Below are 22,497 nucleotides of genomic sequence, written 5' to 3'. Positions count from 1 at the left end.
ATCCGGGGCGACCCGGATGCCGGGCGGATCGGACTGATCGACCTGCTCCGCGCAGCGGCGAAGGAAGAACACGGCGAGGGATTCGAGCTGAAGTTCGAGGTGGTCGACGCGGAATTCTACGCCGAGCACGGCGGTAGCAATGCCGCCGCCGAGGCCCTGGTCAGGCAGAAGATCGAGGAGTTCGGGGACAAGGGCACCATCTATATCACCAACAAGGACGGAGGTCGCGGCGCCGACCCCACACCGTCGCAGGAGGTGATCGAGCTCGGCGGCGTCGACGTCAAGGTCAGCGGCGGGCCGTCGTACTCCGAGCGAGTGAACGACCAGGTCGACGGTCGTGGCGCCCGTGGCGGATCCGGCGGCGACCGGGAGCACGGTGGCACCCCGGGTTCGGCGGTGCACTACGTCTCCCCTGAGGACTTTCTGGGCCGGGTCACCGACCACGGCGTCACGCAGCAGATCGTCCAGTACACCGAAGCCGTCAAGGCCCACCGGGCCGCCCAGGAACAGCACGAAGCCCTCGGCACCGAGGCCACCCGCGGCGAACTCGACAACGCCGAAGCGGCGCTGCGAAACGCCGAGTCCGACCTGTGGAAGCGTGCCGTCCCGGCGATGAAGGACGCCGTCGAGCAGAATCAGCTCGCCTCCAAGTACGCGAGCGCCAACCAAGCCAACGCCCCACCCACGGACGCGCATGGCGCCGCGACCCACCAACCCCAGCAACCCCCTCCCCGATCCGCGGGGACCACGGCTCCGGATGCGACACCGCACGCCTCTGCCGCCACCCATAACGGCACCCTCGTCCCGACCGCCGCCGGCCTCGCCGCCGGGGCAGCGTCCAACCTGGCTTCCGGCAACCCACCGGCCGCACCCGACCTGCGTGACGAGCACGGCGACAGCACCCTACGCCACCTCCTGGAGGTGCTGGACGCACCCGGCGGGCAAGCGGCCGCACCGTTGCTGCCGGTGGCGCAGGCCGTCCGCGACGCGGCGTTCGATCAGGTCGAGTCGCAAGGGATCCCCATCGGCGCCGACGCCGCCGACCACGTGCGCGAGACCGCACGAAATCTGTTGCACACCAGCCTGAATCAACTCGATCCGGCGCAGCGTCAATTCGTCACCGACGCCGGGACGATGTTGCAGCAAGGACACCGGCTCGAAGACGCGCACGCCGCAGCCGTCGCCCAGTTGGTCGCGCAGGTGCCGACCGCGCAGCCCGTCCTCGCGGCCGATGCGGGTACCACCGTCCCGTTCGACCAGTTGTCTACCGGCGACCGCACCGAGACACTGCAGCGGGCGCAGCAGGGCGACCGGTCCGCCGCGCAGGCCTTGGACCGCCATTTCGGCCCCGCCACCGCCCAGGCCATGTGTGCCGTACTCAGCGGGGATGCGGAGCACGGCACCCCACCCACGCGGATCCAGCTCCTGGCGCACGCCGTCGCCCGGGCCACGCTCGGCGAGGCCGAAGCCGGTGGCTGGCAGGTCCCCCCTGGCGTCGACATCGGCGACTGGCTGCTCGGCCGAGCGCGAGACACGTGGCTCGACAACCTCAATCACCTGAATCCCGCCGTACGCCGACTCGTCAACGAAGCGCTCGATCCCAGATCCCGCGGCGACGATCTAACCGACGCTCAGGTCGCCCTGTTCGGGTGGGTCGCGCAGGAGATCGCGGGAGGAGCGGCCGATTCGACGGCCCGGCAACGGAAACCCTCGGCCGAGAACCGCGACCGCGCGAACTCCGCGAGGACGGCCGAGGCCGATCGAAAAACCAAGCAGGCCATCGCCCGGCAGTTGTTCGAGACATTCGGCATCGAGGTGCTCGGACTGGACAAGCCGGGGATCCCCGTCGACACGGCTCTGTCGATCAGGAATGCGATAGTCGACGGTTTCGCGGCGGGGCAGGAGATCAAGCTCGACGTCGTACTGGTCGCCCCCATGGTCGGCAATACCGGTGCCTGTATCTGGACTCCCGAAGGCATCGGAACGGACGCCCCGACCTTCATGGTCCTGAACGAGAACCTCTTCGGTGACCCGGTGAGATTCCGGAACGCCATGCGGAAGGCGGTGCGGGCAGGCCACCTGATGGCCCCCACCGGCGATCCCGCGTACGACGCCGTCAGTCACGAGATGGGCCATCTGCAGGATCGAGCCGCGCGGAAGGGGCTCTACGACGAAAAGCCGATTGCCCATCTACGAGAGGGAGCCGTCCAGGGGAAGGACTACCAAGACTCCAAAGAGGCACGAGCGTTCGGATTCCTGTACACGCATTTCGCCGAGTTCAAAAAAGCCGGCATGCTGCCACCGGACCTCGATTTCGACGACTGGCTGGGTCAGCTCGATTCGTACAGCAGCAGCAGGAAGAAGCTGAAGGAAGAGGAATACAACCGAATACTTGCGGACGAAGAGTCGCAGGGGACCGAAATGGGCACTTACGAGCCCAAAATGGGTGACCTCGCGGTATTCAATCCGGCAGAAGCACTGGCCGAGGCGAACAATGCGTTCGGCAGGACCGCACCGGCCGATCGCACACATCCCGCCTACGTCCTGCAAGCCCTGCTTCGAGACATTCCGTACTTCCAGGTGTTGCGGGAAGCCGAACAGCGCAATGCCTTGGTGCAGGCGGACTATCGCGGTCCGGTCCCGGCTGCGTCCGAGTCCGGTACGAGCATCGCATCGAACGGCCCGTCCGCCTCCCTGGCCGCGAGATGGCGCGCTATGTCCCCTACCGCCCGCGGCAACTACGCGGAACAGCAAATCGCGTACTTGAACCCCGACACCGGTTTCGTGCTCGACGAGTTGGCCCGGCTCCAGGCCGAGCACCGTGCCACAGTCGCATCGACCCCGGACCGCACCGCGCAGACGTCCGAACCGCCAGCAGCCCAGCCCAATTCCTCACCTGTGGTGCCCGGACGACCTGGCGACAGGTCGGCGTTCCCACCGGAGTTCTGGCAGCAGCTTCATGAGTCCCGCGCGCGGACGGCTGCCCCGGCACAGATCCACCTCGGTGATCCCGACGATGCGCAGCCGGACCCGACGCCACCCGTCCCGGACTCGCCTCGCTCGGTCCAGGCGTCGAGGCGCGCTGCTTTCGACAGCTTCCGGCGGCAGATCTTGGCGATCTACGTCGCAGGCCCGTCGACCGAACGGAGCGATGCGGTAGCCCGCGCCCTGGCCGATGCCGACCCCGAGGATCTGCGGCGCGCTCTGCGCGAGGCCGGGCTCGACCCGAATCAGCAGCGGGTACTCCGCCAGTTCTGGCCGGGCCAGTCGGACCGGACGGCCGCAGCGGTGCTACCGGCTCCCGGCGAGGACGTGGACCCTATGCTGTGGACTCCGATTCACAGATTCGCCTCGGCGGTCGCTCGCGTCCGGGCATCCGGGGAACCTCCCGCGGTGGTTCCGGAATCGGATCGGACCGAATCCGACGCTCCGATCCCCGGCAGAGGCGGGCTGACCCCCCGGGAGCTCGAAGTGTTGCGCCTGAGTGCGCGCGGCCTGTCGTACCCCGAAATCGGCTCTCGGATGCGGATCTCGCCCAAAACCGTCCAGAGTTACGCCCGGCATGCGTGTGCCAAACTCCGCTGCCCGAGTGTGACTCCCGCGGTCCTCGCGGCAGATCGGGAGGGATGGCTGGACGAACCATCCGGCCCGCACATCGACGTCGAATTGTCGACGGACGAGGTCGCCATCCTCCAGCTGGCGGCGAACGGCCTGGACAACCGTGAGATCGCCGCCGAGCTGGGGATGACGCGGTATCGAGTGCGGACGTTCATGGCCGCGTTGCCCGGCCGTTTGGATGTCGAGGGCAGGCTGCCAGGCCTGCTGGCGGCACAGCGGCAGGGGGCGTTCCAGCCTGGCGATCCCCAGTCCGCGGCAACGCGGAAGCACATCGATCTGTCTCCCCGCGAACGCGAGGTTCTCGATCTGGTCGCCGCCGGTCTCACGGATCAGGCGATAGGTGACCGGCTGGGAGTTACGGCATCGACGGCGCGGGGCTATCGGATCCAGCTACAGGCCAAGCTGGGCACCTCGGACCAGGAGGAACTAGCGGCCCTGGCGCCCGATCTGGAGTCGTCGGACGCAACGGCACGGACTGTCGAGCTGACCGAATCCGAGGCGCTGTTGCTGCACCTGGTCACGAAGGGCGTGCCACACGAGACCCTCGCGACAGCGCTCGGCTCGCCGAGCAGTGGGTTGGATCCCGTACTGGCACAGTTGGCCGACAAGATCGGCACGCGCGGCACGATTCGGGTGTCGGCGCAGCGGCAGGAACCGGCATCGCGACTCGTGACACTCGCCGAGTCGCTGCCGGGCGTGAGCGGTGATCCGGCAACGGTGTCCTGGGCCATGGTGCGCGCCTTCCGTTCTCGGATCGCCACCCAGCCCTCCGCATTGACCGGGCGTGAACCCGAGGTGCTGCGACTGGCCGCACAAGGCTTGTCGCTCAAGGCGATCGCCCGAACTTTGGGCGGATCACACGCCACCGTGATCAACGAGCTCGACAGCATCGCGGTGAAACTCGGAACCCCCGATCGTGCCGTGCTACTTACCGCGGCGCAGCGGGCGTGGTCGGCCGACCACCCGGAACCGATCCCGGAACCGTCGGCCGATGTCAGTCTGACACCGCGGGAGACCGAGGTCCTGCGCCTGGTAGCCCGGAAGTTCTCGAACCCGGACATTTCGGCCCAGCTGAATATTTCGGTGCCGTTGGTGAAGCACGTCCGGCGCGGCCTACGTGCAAAACTCGGTATCAACGACACCGCCGGGCTGATCGCCTGGGCACTGCACCGCGGTATCGCCGTCGACGATCCCGCGGACGCCCCGGATCCGGAGTTGCAGGCGCGCGTCACGGACGCGCTGCGGCGGGCAACGGAGACGGATACCGACAACGACCGAGACGAGTCGGCACCCGACTCCCAGGAGTCCTCGCCCGCCCCCGCCGACATCGACGCATCCGGCGAGGCACGATCGGCCGAGCCCGCCGAACCGGCCTCGGAACCGGCCCAGACCGCGCTGGCCGAGCACCTCGGGCTGCCACCCACTGCGGTGACGCGGGGAGCCGTACGCCTGGCCCTCGCCCTCGTCGCCGAACAGACACAGGCCATGCCCACCGCCGTGACGGTCGACGCTCAGGCGCTGAGTGGATGGATCCGGGACCAGCTCGAACTGCATGCGGATCAGGAAGCGGCCACTCGCGAGGGGGCGCGCGCCGAGCTGGAGCGGCGCGAAGGCGAAGATTCCGGTCTCCGGGATGCGGCCGATCCTGAGGCTGATCCGCTGGACCAGAACGGTTTCGACAACCGGCGCCGCGTCCTCGACCAAGACTTGCGGGCACTGCTGGGGTTGCGGGACCTGAGCCCGCCCAAGCCGATGACCACAGGCGAGGTGCTGGCCGAGCTGTACTGGATCACGAGCCTGACCGACTCGCCGGAGCTGGAACACTTTGTCGCCGCGAGTGAGACCTTCCTGTGTGCCACTTCCGAACCGCTGGAGGCAGTCCCGCTGGACCCGGTCCGGATCCACACGCTGCGCAACCAGCTGGCGCAGCAGGTGGGCGTCGCCGACGACGAACTGACCCGCGCGCACGCCGAAGTGCTGGCCGCCGACGAGACCGTCGCGCCACAGACGCGGCGTCTGGCGGAGCGCTACCTCACCCTGCGCCGGATCGAAGCCGTGCGGAAACCCACGCGGGCCGATATCGCCCGGCTGGCGGGTGTGGGCGAACCGTACGTCAGCGGAGTGTTCCACGGACGGTTCAGCGCGAAGAAACCGTGGCACGGCGAGACCACGCAACGCGTCCTTGCTGCGGCTCACAGGTTGGGTGTACCGCCGAACCGCGCGGACATCGCGGCCCTCACCGACCCGAACTTCGTGACGCGTCGCGTTCGTCCGGCGCGTTGGGTCGGTGACGAGTTCGTTCCCGCGCGAATCAAGCCGCAGCCATCCCGCGAGAGGTTGACCGAAGCGGCGGGTACGGCCAAGTCCACGGTCCGTGATGTGGTGAAAGGCTCGGGCACGCACGATGACATGCGGCTGGTGCGCAGTGCGGCCGACGAGATCGGGTTCTGGTATCACCCGGACGGGCCGATGGGGACGGTCGACGCGATCACACTGTCGGAGGGCGAAGTCCACGTTCTGCGCCTGATCGCCGACGGCATCGCCGAGGATTCCCTCGCCGCCGTGCTCGGGATGACCCCGGACCAGTCGAACCGGCTGCTCGTCCGACTGGCCGAGCGGGTGGGACTCGAGGGGCCCGTCCGTATGCCCACGGACGCACGATCGAGCGGTTTGCCCGACGGCGCCGTGCCGTCGTCCCCGGAGCAGACCGGCCTGTCACCCCAGCAGGTCCAGAACCTGCGACTGGTGGTGGCGGACTTGCCGTATACCCCCATCACGGGAACGCTCCCCGCGGACGTCGTTCAGGCGTTCCGTTCCGCCCTCGCGGAGCGGCACCCCACCGTGCAGGCGGCACCACAGCACGGATTCGTCGGAGACGCCGATACCGGTAGCAAGCAGGCGATTGCGGCCCAGCTGTTCACAATCTTCGGCATCGAGGTATTGGGGCTGGACAAGCCCGGAATCTCGGTCGAGACGGCGCTGTCGGTCCGGAACGCGGTGGTCGATGCGTTTGCCGAGGATCCCACTATTCGGCCCGCGGCGATCGTCGTCACGCCCATGTCGGACGGAGCAATCGCCGCCGCCGATTGGATGCTCGGCGAGCAGGAGTTCATCCTGTTCCTCAACGAGAATTTCTTCACCGACAGGGAATACTTCACCGCCGCGATGGAGGCGAGTTTCCGGCGCGGCACGAAGGCATCGCCGACCGGTGACCCGGTATACGATTGTCTCCGGCACGAGCTGGCGCACCTGCGCGACCCGGCCGAATTGCTATCGCAACACGCTCCACCGCTCAGCGCACCTCGTTACGCCCGGCTTGCGGAGTTGCGAGCCGCGGGCGAACTTCCCGCGGACGCCCGCTTCGATCGGCGGCAAGACTACCGACATCTGCTGGCCCCCAGAGTGTTCGGCTATCTCCGTGACTACTTCGTGGGATTGCGCGCCAAGGGCGACCTGCCTTCGGACGCACGGTTCGATGAATGGCTGAAACTACTCAATGGTTACAGCCGCGAGCGAAAGCAGGAACCCGCGGAGAAACCGGGAGAGCCCAGGGTCGCTTTTCTCCCCGAGGACGAAGTCGACCCGGATTGGGATTGGTGGGGCGCGGAGGCCGTACTCAATCCGGCGGAGGCGCTGGCCGAAGCCAACAATTCGTTCGGCCGCAGCGCGCCCGCGGATCACACGCATCCGGTGTACGCCCTGCGGGGATTGCTGAACGGCCTCACGGTGACGCAGGCGCTGGAAACCGACGGGCCCGCGAGTGCCGCGACCCGGCCGTACCAGCGTGGTACTGTCCCGGCCCCTTCCGGGTTCGTCGCAAGCATCGCGCCGAACGGTCTGGTCGCCACGCTGGCACGAAAGTGGCGCGGGATGAGCGCCGAGGCCCGAGCGACCTACCGGGGACAGCTCGAGGCGGAACTGACATACGTCACCGCAGACGGCTCGGCACACTTCGTTCTCGACGGGTTGACCGCACTGGTTGACCAGCAGCAGGCCAGAATGCCACGCGCTGAGGGCAATACCGAAGACGACCCTCCGTACCTCCCCGACGGCAACCGTGGAACCGCGAGATACTCCAAGGTCGATCCTTCGGACCAGGCATTGCGGCGCGCCCGGCCGGGGCACCCGGATGCCGCACCACCCCGCGCCGCACTGACCGGCCGTCAGCGAGAGATACTCGTGCTGGTCGCCGCCGGACGAACGAACCAAGAAATCGCGACACTCCTCGGCATCTCGGTGCGGACCGTCGAAAAACACCTGGACAATCTCCGCACCGTCTACGGGCCAGGATCGCGGTGGCACCCTGTCTCGGCCGCCGAACAGGACGGCGCCATTCCTGTCACCGCACGACCCACGCATTCCGCTACCCAGGATCATCGAGGGTCGCAGCCCGCGGCGCCCGCGGCCGACCCCGGTGCGCCGACGGCCCGCCAGCAGCAGATACTCGCACTCGTCGACGCAGGCCTGGCGAACCACGAAATCGCCGACACCCTCGACATATCGAAGCGGACCGTGGAAAAGCATCTGGACAACCTCCGCAAGCTGTACGGGTCCGGTTCCCGCGCGCGGCTTGTCGCCCTCGCCGAAAAGGAAGGCGCCCTTCCCCGAGCCGGGGACTCCGCAGAGCAACACAGCTGGACCGCTAACGATCCGAACGACAAGCGTTCGGAGGAGCCGAGAGCGCGGCCGTCCGCACCGACAGCCCGCCAACTGGACATACTGGCGCTGGTGGCCGCCGGCCGAACGACTCGGGAAATCGCGGCGATCCTCGGCATCACGGGGCAGACCGTGAAAGCACATCTGGATAATGCACGCGAGGTGTACGGTCCTGGTTCGCGCGCCCGGCTCGCCGCAATTGCCGCAAAGAATGGTGACCTTCCGTGGGTCGCCCTCTCCGGCAGCGAACACGAGTTCCTGGAATGGTATCGAGCACGGCGTGCCGACAGGTCTGGTCGACCGATCCAAAGTCTCGCCGATTACGCCGAGATGAATTTCCTCGAGCCGGCCCAGCTGCACCGCTGGCTCGAATATGCCGGAATCGACCCGAACGACAACGACACAGCGCCGGTGGAAACTGTTCCGCGACCCGATGGGGACACCACAACCTGGCACATCGAGTTGCGTCGGTTCCTTGCGACGACACCGGCCTGGATGGACGAGTTGGTGGGCGCCGACCCCGGCACCTGGGAGGCGGTGGAACGAGGCGAACGCGACCTCGAAGTCCGGCATGTTCGAGCAGCCCTTCGCCGGATTCCCGGTGCTCGCGCACTGTACCTCGATGCCGCCCGGCTCTATCCGGCTCTGCTCACCACGGATGGCGCGCCCGCGTATCCCGAGGGGTATTCCCGCATCGGCGACTATCTGGAATTCCGTCGAAAATCCCACAATCTGAAGCGGTCACAGCTTGCCGGCCGACTGAAGAAGGGGAAAAACACGGTCTCCCGTTGGGAATCCGGAGAGAGCAGACCAGCAAAGGATGACGTAGCTGCACTACTCGAGGCCACAGCGACCGAAGACGATATCTTCTATGACGATATCTCGGAGTGCTACTCACATCTACCCAGAGGTACAATTCTTTATCCTAGCCCCTTCGACTCGGAATCGCTCGGCGCGTATTTGCGACATTTCCGACACGTGAACAAGCTGTCCTGGTCGGAAGTCGGGAATACATTCGGCATCTCCGCCGGTGCGGTCCAGAGCCTGGAGACCGGGGTGCGAGATCCGCTCGACCTCACCGTGGTGCGAATCTACCGTCAAGCCTTGCATCGCGCCGGCAGGTGGAATGACGTCGCCACCGCATGGGGATTGCACCACCTTCCAGACCTCGACAGCGTATCGGTCCCCCACCCCACCGACTTCTATTCCATACATGATTGGATTCGAAGCGTCCGAATCTTTCGAGGAATCCCACCGCTGGAGCTGGCCAGGAGAATTGGAAAATCCGACGCCTGGGTTGGCTTCACCGAAGACAACCACAAGCCTGGCGTCGAAGATCTCCGGCGAATTCGGGACGCACTCGAAATACCCAATGACACACTCGTATCAGCACTGCTGACCTACTACTCGCGCACGGATGTCGAGGAGCGCGATCCAGAGGAAGAGCGGCTTTTCTGGGATCTGATCGCAACGCGACCGGGTTCCGCCGAGGAAAAGCATATCCGAAACAAAATATTCGAACGATACGCACGGCTCGCGGACGAGGTCGCTGCCCGCCGGTCCATCCCGGCCGAGCACCGCAACGAGTATGCCCAACAGGCAGCCATAGCAATTCTGCTGGCCACCCGGAACTTCGTCCCGCCCGGCAATTTCTTTCCAGCCGCGTTGATGGCCGCTCATTACTCCATCATCAGGACGCGACTGGAGCTGCGGTATCCGGGCATGAAGCCGCAAGTGCAGAGCATTCTCGCGAAGGTGGATAAATACATTCGCACGAATCGCGTCGGTACCAGCACTCCCGGCATCGCCGAGATCAGCTCGGCATTGAATCTGACCCGCGAGGAGGTGATCACCGCCCTTCCGCTCCTCCGGCAGGTCTCGAAGGATGCTGCGGTCGAGGGCAGGTCCGGACCGGGTGACATAAATCAGACCGATGAATCTCAGTTCACCGATGTGGAATTCGCAGATAAATTCGACCGAGCATTGTCGGGTCTCGAGAATCCCGGACTGGCGAAACGCATTGTATTCATGGTCCGCTCGGCCGATTTGTCGACCGAGCAGGCCGCCGCCAGGTTGGGGATCACGACCCAGCTCGTCGATAAATATCTGGCCGAGGCCGAGGAAAGGATCCGAGCAGCATTCGCCGACGAATTCGGCATGGCTACCGGCCTGCGTCCCGCCGTGCAGTCGGCACAACAGCTGGAGCAATCACCAGCGGCCGGCGAACAGCGATCGGCCGGCGACCGTGAGACGACATCCGGCACCCGCCTCGATCCTGTCGCGATCGACCTCGGCGATTCCGATGAGCCGGACACCGCTGTGCAGCGCGCACGGCAGGGGGATGCGACGGCGTTCAACGAGCTACGCGAGCGATACGGCCGGGACTCACTCCAGGAAGTGCTTGCCCGGCTCGGGGTTCCGGCCTCGCCGGTCGCCCGGGACATGCGGCCGCTCCTTCAGGTGGCACAGGAGCTCAACCGCATGGCATTTCGAGTCGCGGAGGCGCACCGATGGCGTGCCGATGCGGGCACGGATCCCAGCGAATGGCTGCACAGCATCGTGGAAGGTCTGGTAGACGGCTGGTTCGAGCTGAATGCCACCCAGCGCAAACACGTCACCGAGGCGGTCGACGCAATGCGGCGTGGTGCAGCGATCAGCTTGGTGCAAAGAGGTGCGCTCAACAGATTGGTCGACGCCGGCAAGCAAGTTTTAGCAGCCGCCGAAACGCACGCGACCGACTCCGCACAGCACAGCGATAGTGGGCTCACCAACCGTCAGTTCACGGTGCTCGAGTTGATGGCCGCGGGAATGACGAGCCCTGAGATCGCGGAGGAGCTGGGGTTGTCCCCGGGGACCGTGAGCATCTACGCGACCCAGATTCGCCAGAAACTCGGTGCTCGTACCCGGGCGGAAGCGGTGTACATCGCGCTGAGCACAGGCATCCTCCCCGGCAGTCCCCGCGCCGACGACGAGACACCTGGTCGCGAAGATCTCCATCTGACCAGTCACGAAATCCACGTACTCGGTCGGATCGCGAACGGAGACACCAGCGATGACATCGCTCAAGATCTCGAGATCTCTCCGAGAAGCGTGGACCAGTTGGTGGGTCGAGTCGGCCGCAAACTGGGCGCTCGCAACCGTTCCGGAATCGTGGCTGCCGCCGTGAGAACCGGTGACCTCGCGCTCGCCGACCCTGCCGACGCCGTCCCGGGCACCGGCCGAATGTGGCTGGCCGATTACGAAATCAACGTGGTCACGCGGATCGCGAACGGTGAGACCAGCAAAGACATCGCGCAGGCGCTGGGCCTGTCCTCGCTCACAGTGGACGAGTACCTTATGCGTGTCTGCCGAAAGCTCCGCGTGCACAACCGGGCGGCGATGATAGCCGTCGCCATCCGCACCGGACTCTTGCCGGGGACCACCCGAACCGCCGTAGAAGTTCCCGAATTGAGCACCGCCGACATCGATCTGCTCACGCGGATCGCAAACGGCGAAACGAACACCGATATCGCGGGGGACCTCCAGATTTCGGCGAGCGCGGTCGATAAGGCGCTCGCCCGTGTTCGCGAGAAACTCGGCACCCGCAACCGGCCGCAGACGGTGGCGGTGGCTATCCGTGCCGGCATTCTGCCCGGCGCTGAAACGGCCGAAGCGGGTGCCGCCCCTCCCGCAAACCCGGCGGAACTGAGGGAACAGCACGGACTCGACACGTTCGGATACGTCCTATCGCTGCTCGGGGTATCAGCGAAGGGCGGGCGGCGAAGCGAACGGCTTGCGCGCGCCGTGCAGCTGGCATTGGAAATCAATGACGAGGTATTCCGGCTTTCGGACTCGAGCTCGGGCGGCGACGTCGTCCGACGACTGCGCGAGTCTGCGCGGGAAATACTGGAGCACAGATGGTTCCACCCCCTGCGGGCGAAGATGCTGGCGGTGCTTCGCTCTGATGGCATCACCGAATCGGATCCCAGGTACAGTCGCCTCGCCGAATTGACCGTCACCGAACTCCATGGGTATCTCGACCAGATCGGTGTCACCACGCGCTGGGTGTTTCTCGAGCTGGCCGACAGTCTGCATCGCGGCCGGGACATAGGTTCGTTGTCGCGGCAGGAAAAGAACAGTGTGCTGCGGATCGCGGATATACCGCGTGCGGAGGAAGTCTCGCCGCCGGACGCCTCGCCACACACCGTCTACGGTGCCTCGCGGACCGGCCGGCAGGAACCCGAACCCACCGTGCCCGATCAAACGCTCTCTGGTACAGCGCATCCCGGCATTACCGATCGCGAGACCGCCGTGCTCGCACTCGTTGCGAAAGGTCATTCCCACCGCGACATCGCCACCGCGCTGGCACTTTCGGATCGCGAGGTCGGCGCCGCCGTCCGTTCGATGGCGATCAAGTTGGGGACCCCGCACTGGGCGGAAATGCTGGAGGTGGCACGGCGCCGAGGGATCGATGTGAATGTCGGCGATCCGGCCACTCCCGGGCGGGACCGGCCCCGAGACGACGCTGCCGCACGATTCAACGCCTACCGCTCCGCACTGGCACATGCCTTGGCGGCAAGGACCGGGGAGCTGGGTGCTGCCGCCGTGCTGGCCGACGCCACCGCAGAACAGATCGTGCGCGCCAGTCACCAGCTATCCACCGCCGAACAGCAGTCGCTGGCGAATCTTTCTTCGACACAACCGATTACGCGGGATGCTGGCGTTCGCTCGGCCGTCGCCGCCGCTCGACGTCTGACTTCGATTCTCGTTGTCGAGCAACACATGTTGGATATCCAGCTGGCACAGGTGCTCGCCGAAGCTACCCCCGACCAACTGGAGGAAGCGCTCGGTGCGCTCACGGACCGGCAACAGAAGATCATCCGCGCTGTCTTCACGCGCAGGCTGTCCCTCGAAACCATGGTTTCCGGTCTCGGTTACCGGGATGAGGCGACAGCCAAGTCGTTCGTGATGAACACACTCCTGCGACTCGGAAAGCACTTGGCCGGAATACCCGTTTCCGCACCGCTGAGTGACGCAAAGTCGAGTGGAGCGATGCCATTCGGGCGTGAGCAGCATGTGGCTGGACGTAGCGCGGTCGCCCAGGCACCGCCCGGCGAAACCGCCTTCGAGCGCGGTCGTCGTGAGGCCGAGGAGGAACGAAGGGCCGCCGCCTCAGGCATCAGCGAAGCCGAAATCGACCTGCTCGACAAGCTTTTGTCCCGCCTGGCTCCAATCGGGCCCCTTACCGGTCGTGCGTCCGGTCCCGACCCTGTGGCGATCGACCTCGGTGATTCCGACGCGCTCGACCCGGAATCGGGAGAATCCCGCACAGGCGGGCACGGCGCCACCGAATCCTCCACGCAACGGTCGAGCCGGGATTCGGCGAATGGGATCGACGAAGAAGCGACGGCCGCGCATACCCCCGCAGATGTCGCTGCGATCCTGCAGAACAGCCTGCCCGGCGCGGTCAAGCAGGTCCTCGGCCAGATCGATGTCGAGCTGCGCTCCATGACAGATGCCGAGCGCCGCGACGCCGCCACCCGAGCCGACCTCACCCGTCTTCCCGGCTGGGTGGTCGACCGCCTCGCACATGAAGCCAAGGCTCAGGAACTCGCCCGCGACACAACCACCCCCGAGCAGCGCGCCGAATGGCACAGCCGGGCAGAACGACTCGATCACGAACTCGCTCATATCCTCGGCTTGCCCGAGCCGGGAACCGGATGGACCGACCGCATCAGCAGCGACCCGCTGCACCACCTCCGCGCACTCACCCGCCGCCCGGACGCCCCCGCCGAACTCCGTCACCTCGTCGACACCGCCACCCGACGCCTGAATCTCGAGGACGTCGCCGCGGCCGTCGAACCGCTGCACCGGGCGCTGGCCGACTGGCCCATCGCCGAACACACCGACCGGGCCGCCGCCATCGCCTGGGAACTCGCGTCGCAAGCCCGCGCCGACGGCGGCGGGACACCCGAAATCTCCGCGGCCATCCACGGACAACCAGGACAACGCTGGATCGAGATCCACGTCAGCGACGACAGCCGCACCCTGCCTGCGCGCGAGAGCGGCGACCGGCCCGGGTGGCGCGCCGTCGACCTCCTCGACACGCACACCGAAACCTGGGGATGGGCGCTCCCTCGCAACAGCGGAAAACAGATCTGGTTCAAGCTTTTCGAAACCGCCGACACCAACGACCCCTCGCAACCGCCCCACGAACTCATCCTCGACCTGCCCATACCGCAGGGGTCCTTGCGACAGGGCCCGAGCCTCGCGCGGCGAGCAGTACGACAGCGCTTGCGACAGGCCGGTCACCCCGATCCCTTCGATCTGACCGTCCTCGTATCCGACCTCGTCCAAAACGTCTACCGCTACGCCGACCAAGGTGACGCCCGGGTACGAATCCGGCTCGACGGAAACATAATTCGCATCGGGATCACCGATACCAGCCGTGGCCTACCCGCACGACAAGAGGCAACCACCCAGGGCACCGTCAGCGCCGCCGCTTTCACCGATGACCAATCCGCCGAATGGGCCGAAACCGGGATCGTCGCCGAGACCCACGGTTTCTTCCTCGGCATGCTCGAAGCAATGGCCTCGTCCTGGGGCGTGATCCTGGAACGCGCCGGCGGCAAGACCATCTGGTTCGAAGTGCCGATGCCGCCATCTACAGCACCCGACACCACCACCGATCAACCACCGGACACACCCGCATCCGATCCGGGCGCCCCCGAATCGGTCGGCATCGACCTCAGCGCCGGCGACCGGACGGGACTCGGCCAGGACCCTTCGACCACCAGCTCGGACGCCGGTCCAACCCACCCGAACGATGGGACGCGGAACCGGTCGACCCCACCCACCGACACCGACGGCCGGCGCCCGCCCACGCCCGGCAACCGAATCGACCCGGTCGCACTCGCCCTCGAACCCGACGAACCGGAAACGCCCGAATCGCCGGCTTCTACCCGGGCACCGTCCGACCCGAACGAACAAGACCCCGTCCCGCTGCCCACAATCCGGGAACTGGTCACGGATCAGGGAAAACTGAAGACGTTGCGGCAGGAAGTCGACGCACTGCGGCGGCAACTGCTCGAGCTCAGCAACGGGCGCGCGGATCTGTCGAGCGCAGCGGCGGTGGACAGGTTGTTCGGGGCACTGCTGCAACTCGGGCGAGAAGGCAAGCTGAACCCCCGCCAGGCTCGCGCACTCCCGCTGGTCGAGGAGTATCGCGAGAAGTCCGGTCTCCTCGACGACGCCGAACGCGTCCGCGGCGAATACCGGGACCACAAAGCCAATACCGCTCGCCGGACGGATCAGCCGGAAGGCGCCGAGCCATCCACCTCCCACGGACCCGATCCTGTCGCTATCGACCTCGACCCCGACGAAAACGCGCCCGCAGACCGGCAGCCCGACAACGCGGAAGCCCGTGACACCGAACAGCTGCGGACGCTGCGCGCGGCGTTCGCAGCGAGACTGGCAAGCACGGCGGAGACTTCGAACGATCCCGTGCTGAATCGCGCACCCGCTCTGATCGATGAACTGATCGCCGCCCGGCACCGGCCGGACGCGCGGGTCCCGGCGGACCGGCTGCGGTTGCTGGAGCAGTTCGCGCACCAGATGTGGGCATGGTTGGCCGGCGCGGACGAAGCCGCCGAGGCGAACGCCGCCTACGAGCAGGGGCTGCGGGAAGGGACGCCGGCGGTCCTGCGGGCCCGGCAGGACGCCGCGGAGATCCGGCTCGGATCGGCGCTCGCCGCCGTCGCGGAGGTCTGGGCACAGACCCGCCCCCGAACAGACACGCCGATCATGACCCGGCCCGCCGACCACCTCCGGCCAGGAGAGACCGAACGGTTGCGCGACGTGGCCGAAACGATCTTCGGGGAGATGGTGGCCGCGGGGGCAGCGGTCGATGCGGTGAATACCGCCGACAGCCGACAGCTCGCCGAGGCCACGCGGCGCTATGACGCGCTGCGAGATATGTCGCAGTGGCTGGAGGAACTGCTGACCTTCGCGGAGCAATGGGATACGACACGGATCGGCCGAGAGCGCCTCTCGTTCCTGCTCGACCACTTCCGCGCGGTCTCAGAGCTGTTGGCGGCGACCGAACTTCGCGACGCTGCGGCCACTGCCCTGACCGGTGCGGCCGATCGTGAACGACGACGCGCGCAAGCCGCCGAGAACTACGGCATGGCCGACCGCGCGGTCCGCAATATCGCGGAGATGCTGGGCGAACCGCGGCATCGCACGACGGCCGCTCCCCCTTCGGCGCAACCCGGCGCACCCGTCGTCTGGCCCGGCGCGGACGGACAACCCGACTTCATCGCACAGACACAGCCTCGGCAGGACGATCCCACCGAGCTCGGTTCCGGCGAGTCGGCGTCACCCGACCGAACCCCCGAGGGCGCAGCGCAACCCGGGTCGGAACACCCACCGGGACGCCATGTCGATGAACCCCGCGGCTCGGATGAAACCGCACCGCGGCGCTATGTCGAACAGAACCTGACGGTGGAGGATCTGGGTGCGGTCGCGGCAGCCAGCGATCAGGGCAGGCACGCGCACAACGAAGACGCCTTCGCCCTGATCCGAGTGAATGTCGGTGGCGAAGAGGCCACCGCACTGATCGTGAACGACGGTCTGTCCCGGCCGAAGGGCGGTCACCGCGCCTCCGCGGCCGCCAAGGCAGCCGCCCACGATTTCGTGGTGGCGGCGCTGCGGCGAGCCGACCGCGACGGCCGGATCGATCCGGTGGCCGTAGTCGAGGGTGCCGTGGCCGCCGCCCAGGAGGCGGTACTCGCCTTGCCCCCGGAGTCTCCCGCAGACAACCCGCCCGCCACCACGATCGTGGTCGCGCTGATGGAGTCGGGACGGCTCACCGTCGACTGGGTGGGCGACAGCCGCGCGTACTGGATTCCGCTGGACGGCGGCCCGCCGATACAGCTGACCAGGGACGACTCGAAGGTCCAGGATGTGCTGGACGTCTTCGAGGACACCACTCGTGAAGAAGCCGAACACTCGCCGATCGGTGGCCCGGGTCTCACCCACAACCTGGGCCGTTCTCTGGACGGGCTGAAACCGCGCGAGAAGACCCGAGACGTCCGCGGCGACGGTGTCGTCCTGGCGCTGACGGACGGTGTGTGGGAACCGATCAGCCCCGACGACCCCGAACCCGTCGCGGCCATCGTCCGGCAGTCGCTCGCCGAGGCCCCGGGCGATCTCGGCGCCGTCACCCGCGCACTGGTACGGGCAGGCATCGAAGCGGGCACGGCCGACGACGTGACCGCCGCAGCGGGATTCCTTTCGGCCGCGAACGTCGACACCCCCGCGGATACGACGACGGACCACGACGGGCCCGCGACCCCGGCCGACCGAGGACCCGACCCCGTCGCCATCGACCTCGGTCCGGACGAAGCCGATCCCACGCAGGTGGGATCACGACAAGCCGAAACTGCCCCGCCGCGGAACTCGCTGAATCGAACCGGAGCGCAGCAGGGCCCACAGCACGGCACGACCAACGAGGCGAACACCGCCGGCAGGGCCGCCACCCCGTGGGACAGCGCATCGCGGCTGCGGCAGGCCCTCGAGCATTATGTAGCGAGCGGACGACCGGAGCTCGCGACCGCCCTGCTCCGGCGACGGTTCGCCCTCGAGATGGCTGACCTCGCGAATGATTTCGGTCAGCAGGCAGCGCGCCACATCGCCGACGAGGTGGCCGCGACCGCGATCGCACGCCTCGGGACGCTCGGTAATCGAAATATCGAGTTGTGGTTGAACAACATTGCGCGAGAGGTTATCTGGAACCATCGCAGTACCGCGGGCCCCTGGCACAGCATCCTGGAATTCGTTTCCGAATGCGCGCAACTCCAGCGAACCGATCCGCTGGTCCGGCTGCTCGCCGAAGCCCGAACCACGGATGTGCGGCGCATCCTGGAAGGGTTGCCGAGGCACCGGCGTGACCGTTTGATCCGCGCCTTCTGGCCCACGGGTCCGGCCACGCCACCTACCGCGTCCGACGGCACCGAATCCGATCGTGATGCGCTCTGGGTCGCAGCACGCCAATTGGCCACGGCGGTGGCGGCCGCCGCGAACTTCCCTGCCCAACTACCGGTTCAAGCCGCCAGCAGCACACCTCGGATCGCCCGACCCAGTAGCCCCACCGCGACGACGTCCTCGCCTTGGCTCACCGGCAGGGAACTCGAGGTGCTCAACCTGATCTACCAGGGTGCGACCTATGCGGAGATCGGGCGCCGTCTGGGTGTCGACACGAAGGCGGTCAGAAACTACCAGAGGAGTGCGGCCAGGAAGTTCGGTACCGCCGGCCCCATCCAGACGGTCCTGGAGGCCAAGCGGCAGGGATTCGTCCACGACAGGGACCGACCACCGGCCGGTACCGTCCGGCTGTCCCGCGAGCAACGACAACTCCTCCAGTTGATGGCCGACGGCCTCACGGATCAGGCCATCGCCGAGGTGCTGGGTGTGGCCACGCTCACCGTCAAGCGCCGCCGAGCCCGAATCGGCGCCGTACTCGGCGAGACGAAGCGAACTCCGATACTGATGAAAGCCGCGCGGCTGGGAGCCTTCGACGAACCGGCGAACGAAGTCACCGCGCCGAGCGCGCCGCGCAGACCGGACACCGTCGCCATCGATCTCGGCGACCCCGACGAACCCGACACACCGGCGGAACAATCAGAGCAGGGCACCGCGACGCCCGGCGCCACCCCTTGGGCTCGGCCCGCGCAGAGCGAGACACCGCCGGGAACCGCGGCGCTCGATATGAGCGTTTCACGGCCCGGTTCTCTGCTGCGTCGAGTCCAGGAGGCGGAGCTGGCCCGGTACCTCTACAGTCGGCCGGAGGTCAAGACCGCGGCGGTGGCGGTGCTGGACCGGCTGGAGACGGTGATCAAGGGCCTGTTCCAGGACGTGCTCGAGGATCTGCCCGCGACGGAGCGAGACGAGCGGATCCGAGCGGTTTTCGACGCGTCCGCGAGGCCGCGGTGGGGCGGCATGGTGCTGCCGTCGGTGCCGATGGACGAGCTGAAGCGCGACGGAAACCTGCGCGAACTGTTGTCGGCCATGCTCAACGCCATGATTCGCAACGCCGAGCTGGGGGAAGCAGCGGTGGGTCTGACGCTGGACCAGGGCATCGCCCGGTACATGAATCAGACGCCGGAGTGGCGACGGAGCAAAGCGCGCGAACTGGGGCTGGACTTCGACGCGCTGGAGGCGGTTCGCGCGGCCGTTCTCGACGACAAGCAGCCCGGAGAACCGGTCACCTGGAAAGACCTCAACCCGGTCGAGTACGTGCGAAGGCACGACGACGCGGCCGATCGGGCCTACGCGGAGTACGAGCGGCGAAAGGCGGCATTCCCCGAACGAACCTCGGACGCGCCGCATCTCCTTCCCACTTCCCGGGATGCCGCCGCGCTGGGCATGCCGCTGTCGCTGCGCGAATTCGCCGCACTGCCGGAGCGGAGAGTGCTGCGGATCAGCAAACTCGACCTCGGGGGGAGCGTGGCGATTCCCCGTCTCGACGACGGACGCGTCGATATCTCCCGATTGGAAGCCCAGCTGCGAGAACACGACGACTCCGTCGCCTATGTCGCGCCCATCTACTCGCTCGACCCGCGCGGACATCGAATCGTCGACGACGAGGGTTGCCGCATCGCATCGATCAGCGTCTACCACGATGAGGGCACTGTCGGCCCCGAGGAAGCCTTCGCTCTCGACCACGCCGAACGGGTCGTTCAGCTCCCGTGGCGACCGGGTTACGTCTACGTCGATCCCGATCCCAGCAACGACGACATCCGCAGCCTGGCCGAACAGGAAATTCCCTCGAACGCAGGCATTTCCGGCACCGCCACCCGGATGCTCGCCCGCTTCGACTGGCTGCGCCCGCCGGGCGTCTCCCGGCACGATTTCATCGCGGCGCTGATCGCCTTCATGCTTCCCTACCAGCACACCGTGTACGAAATCGTGCGGGGCTTCGAGATGGCGGGCGAGCGGATGGGCGACGACGCGGATTCGATGTACCGCACGATCATCGAACAGTTCGGCCCCGGGCAGCTTTCCGAACGCGCGCCCCGGGCCGATCCGGGTGATACCGAACGGCGACCTTCGCGGACACCGTGGCAGACCGTGCGGAACGCAGGCAGCACTCGGGAAGAGGTGGTGCCACACGCTCTGCCGGGTCGGCAGGCACCGCAGACGACCGCGACCGCCGATTCGTTCGACGAATGGATCCAGGAGCTGCGGAACCTGGGAATCGACACCGAACGGATGGTGTCGGATCTGTCGGAAATCTGGGACTACCTGCACCTCGACCCGAAAGTCCGGGATGCGTTCCCGGATGCTTCGAGGTCCAGTGAAACCGAGCACACCGGCATACTCACCGCGCCCGCGTCGTTGGCCGATTTTCTCCGCTACGGCCGGCCGCACATGACCAGACCGGAACTCGTGTCCGCGATCTCGAATCAGGTGCGTGAACTCATCGAGCCACGGGCGATGGGACACATCGTCGAGCAAGACGTACCTGGAAACGTGCGCACCGCCTACCAGAACGTGGCCGGGTCGCTCGAACTCGCCCGGGTCGGGTCGACTCGACAAGAGTTCCGGGTGTTCACGCGACTTGTGGAGGGCGAGGACTACAAAGAAGTCGCGACGGAACTCGAAGTAACGCCGTGGGCGGCGCAGAAATACGTCAACTCGATCTACGCCAAATTCGGCATCGAGGGGCGCAACGAGCTGGAAGCAGCAATCCGCGCCCGCCACGCCGACAGCACCGCCGCGGCCGCCTCGCGCAATCTCGCGGCGCCGACCGAGACCACCGATGAGACACCGCGAACCGACAAATCAGCGCGCCGCCCCGGGGACATCGACCCCGTAGCGATCGATCTGGGCGACCCGGAGGACAATGAGCCCGCCGAGGGGCCCGCCACACCACAGCAACCGACCGATCCGCCCGCCGAGGAGTCGTTGTCGACGCGAGAGCTGCTGGTAGTCAATAGACCGTTCGCACACCTACTGCTGGGAAGGTGGTATCTCCCGGCAGAGGTCGGCAACATCTTCGGCACCAGCCTCGCCACGACTGCCGCACCCTATGCGCTGATGAACGCAGGCCAATCGCCGGCGGCCGCCGCCATAGCCGCCGCCGCGGGGTGGCTCGCGAAGGGCGCCGATCCACTGGCCGGCCGCACCGCCGACCGTTCCGATCGGCGAAAGATAATGCTCCGGGCCCAAGCGATCGGCGCGGCGGCGGCTGCCACCACCACCGGTTTGATCCTTCTCGATGCGCCGAATCTCGCCCTTACGGCGGCCGCGGCATCACTGGTCGAGGGTACTGCGGCGACCTACTATTTCCGCGCCTTCCAAGCGGTGAACGGGGACCTGCTACTCACCGATGCCCAGAAGCAAACAGGCAACGACCTGAGGAACGTCACCGGATCCACGGCATCTGTCACCGGACAGGCCCTCGGTCCCGGCCTGGCCGGTATCGCGCCCGCGGCGCCATTCGGCCTGAACGCCCTTTCCTACCTGACGAATTGGGTGAACCTGAATAATTTGTCGTTGCCGCCCCAGACCTTCAGTGCGCCGCAATCCCTGTTCCGCGATATCGCCGCCGGTGCACGGACACTGTGGGACGACAAGTTTCTCCGTGACTACACAGTAATCTCCGCGATAAACAATGCCGCGTTTGCGATGATGGGCTTCCGCACCGCCACCGTGGTGGAAGCCTCCGACCTGGGCTGGGCAGGAGGAGCGGTGGTCGCCGCGCCTGCCATAGGCGGGATAATGAGCGGCGTTCTGTCGAAGGCGACTCGCAATGTAAAGACCACCACCTTCTACCCGGTAGCACTGGCCAATATGGCGGGGGGCTTCGCACTCCAGGCCGCGACCACCCACCCCGCGGTGATCGCGGGTGCGACATTCGTGGACTCGATGGTGATGTGGACCATGGGCGCCCGGGCCGGCACGCACGAGCAAAAGGTCATTCCCTCGGAAATGCGAGGTCGAGTAGGAGGTGTGAAGGGCGGGATCTTGAATGTCCCCGCCGGTGGCGGACTTTTCGTTGCCAGCGCCCTCATCGGCGGTGCCGCAGCGAACGCGCACAGCGGTGACACGGTTGCCGCGCTGGCGGCGACTATCAGCGCAATCACCGCGGCAGGCTACGGCGTTGTCCTTTTCGTCAGACAGGGCCGGGTCTTCTATCGGATTGTCAGCAAAAGCGGCCGCGGGTTGTTCGGTCGACGCGGA

1 protein-coding gene (cut by both window edges) is annotated in these 22,497 nt (G+C 66.8%); it reads left to right on the top strand.

The whole window is internal to a LuxR C-terminal-related transcriptional regulator gene (locus tag ABZ803_RS31620) on the top strand: the coding sequence, 47,349 nt in all, runs 5,028 nt past the left edge and 19,824 nt past the right edge, and what appears here is coding positions 5,029–27,525, spanning codon 1,677 (complete) through codon 9,175 (complete); the first codon wholly inside the window starts at window position 1. Both codon boundaries (start and stop) fall beyond the window edges.

Origin of the sequence: Nocardia sp. NPDC047648 (assembly GCF_040642815.1) — a bacterium.
In the GTDB taxonomy this organism is placed as follows: Bacteria; Actinomycetota; Actinomycetes; order Mycobacteriales; family Mycobacteriaceae; genus Nocardia; species Nocardia gamkensis.
Note: the sequence above shows the minus strand (reverse complement) of the source record. Positions and strands in the feature narration are given on the sequence as shown.